Consider the following 2,193-nt stretch of genomic DNA (forward strand, 5'->3'; position numbering starts at 1 on the left):
GCGCCGACGCGGCCTTCCTGCCCAAGGCCCGCTTCGGCCCCGGGGTCGACGTGATGATGCGGATCGAGGGGCCGCTCGCCCGCCAGCAGCAGCACCTGTTCGCCTCCGACTGGATGGCCCACGCCCCCGACGACATGGCCCAGCTGCTGCTGCGCCCGCCGCCGCCCTGCGGGCCGGGCTTCACCGGGCAGGTGGTTGCGGGGGGGCCGATCTCGCGCTCGACCCCGATGCCGGAGGTCTTCACCACGCTGATGTTCAGCGCCCGCCGCTCGCTGACCATCACCACGCCCTACTACATCCCCGACGAGCCGCTGCAGGCCGCGCTGATCGCCTGCGCCCACCGCGGGGTCGAGACGGTGCTGACCGTGCCCGCGGTGAACGACAGCTGGTTCGTGCGCGTGGCCAGCCGCGCCAGCTACGAATCGCTGCTCGCCGCCGGGGTGCGGATCTTCGAGTACAACGGCGGTCTGCTGCACGCGAAGACGCTGACCCTGGACGACGAGATCGCGCTGGTCGGCTCGGCCAATCTCGACCGTCGCAGCCTGGCGCTGAACTTCGAGAACAACGTCCTGCTCCACGATCCCGAGGTGGCGGCCGAGCTGCGCCGCCTGCAGGACGGCTGGATCGCGCGCTCGACCGAGGTTCACGCCGAGGACGTCGCCGCCTGGAGCTGGCGGATCCGGCTGCGCAACAACGTGGTGGCCCTGCTGGGCCCGATCCTGTGAGCCGCAGCAGGGCCCGTCGGGGCGCGGTGGCCAGAAAACTCGATCAATAAGGCGCCGATGGCGCCTCTCCGGCGCATTTCCGCCGACGCGCTGCCTGAGCGTCAAGGACATGACCCGACGATCGCCAGACCACCCCTGGACCGGCGACGCCGCCCCCTCCGGCCCGAGCCGCCGACACCTGCTCGGGCTCGTCGGAGCGGCCGGCGCCTCTGTCTGGGCGGGCCGCGCCGCCGCCGAGATCTTTCGTGGCGGCGTGCCCTGGAGCCCCTCGACCGAGGACGCCCCCTACCACGGAACCCGCGAGGCTTCGTTCCTGACAGCGGCCGAATTCGCGGCGCTGGAGGCGATGTGCGCGCGCATCCTGCCCGGCGACGCGCAGGACCCCGGCGCGCGGGAGGCGGGGGCGGCCGTGTTCATCGACCGCCAGCTCGCCGCCCCCTGGGGCCGGGGGGAGCGGTGGTACATGCAGGGCCCCTTCTCCGAAGGTCTGCCCACCCAGGGTTGGCAGGTCCCCTACACGCCGGCCGCGCTATACCGCGCGGCGCTGGCGGCGGTGGACGCCCATTGCCGGACCGCCTTCCGGGACCGCGGCTTCGCCGCCCTCACGGACGACGAGCAGGACCAGGTGCTGACCGCCCTCGACGAGGAGCAGCTGAGCCTGGGCGAGGTCCCCGGCAAGACCTTCTTCGACCTCCTGCGCGAGAACACGATCGAAGGGTTCTTCTGCGACCCGATCTACGGCGGCAACGTCGACATGGTCGGCTGGCGGCTCGTGGGGTTCCCCGGCGCCCGCTACGACTACCGGCCCTGGCTCGACCACGGCGGCCGCCGGCTCGACCTGCCGCCGGTCTCGATCAACGGCCGTCCCGCCTGGCGACGGCCGCAGGACCGCAACGCCCGCCGCTGACGGCCGCCCCGGGGCCGTGAGCCCCCGACGCAGCGGCGCAGGCGACCGACGCCCGCCCGGCGGCGACGTCCCGCCCCCATCGCATGAAGGAGGCAGCCCATGGCCACCCGACTCCCCTCCGTCGACGCCCTGATGGTGGGCTTCGGCTGGACCGGCGCGATCATGGCCCAGCAGCTGACCGACGCCGGCCTCGAGGTGCTGGCGCTGGAGCGCGGCGGCTGGCGCGACACGCCCACCGACTTCCCCACCACCCACGCCCAGGACGAGCTGCGCTACTACTGGCGCCACGAGATGTTCCAGGCCGAGAACCGCACCACCGTCAGCCTGCGCAACCGCGACGACCAGACCGCCCGGCCGATGCGCCGCTGGGGCAGCTTCCTGCCGGGCACGGGGGTCGGCGGCTCGGGCGTGCACTGGAACGGGCTGACCTGGCGGTTCCTGCCCTCGGATTTCGCCACCCGCTCGCATAACGAGGAACGCTACGGTCCGCTGCGCGAGGAGATGACGGTGCAGGACTGGCCCGTATCCTACGACGAGCTGGAACCCCACTACGACGCCTTC

2 protein-coding genes and 1 pseudogene are annotated in these 2,193 nt (G+C 72.9%); all 3 read left to right on the forward strand.

All coding sequences use genetic code 11. The annotated features are described in order from the left end of the window. Nucleotides 1-725: phospholipase D-like domain-containing protein (locus AAC134_RS23760; RefSeq protein WP_339952281.1), on the forward strand; the 725-nt coding region annotated here is incomplete at its 5' end. Nucleotides 726-834: 109 nt separating this feature from the next. Next, nucleotides 835-1,632, forward strand: a complete 798-nt coding sequence (locus AAC134_RS23765) for a gluconate 2-dehydrogenase subunit 3 family protein (protein WP_339952283.1) — start codon at nt 835-837, stop codon at nt 1,630-1,632. 99 nt (nt 1,633-1,731) lie between these two features. After that, nucleotides 1,732-2,193 (forward strand): annotated as a pseudogene (locus AAC134_RS23770) (GMC family oxidoreductase); the annotation flags it as partial.

Source organism: uncultured Albimonas sp., assembly GCF_963977235.1.
Lineage (GTDB): Bacteria > Pseudomonadota > Alphaproteobacteria > Rhodobacterales > Rhodobacteraceae > Albimonas.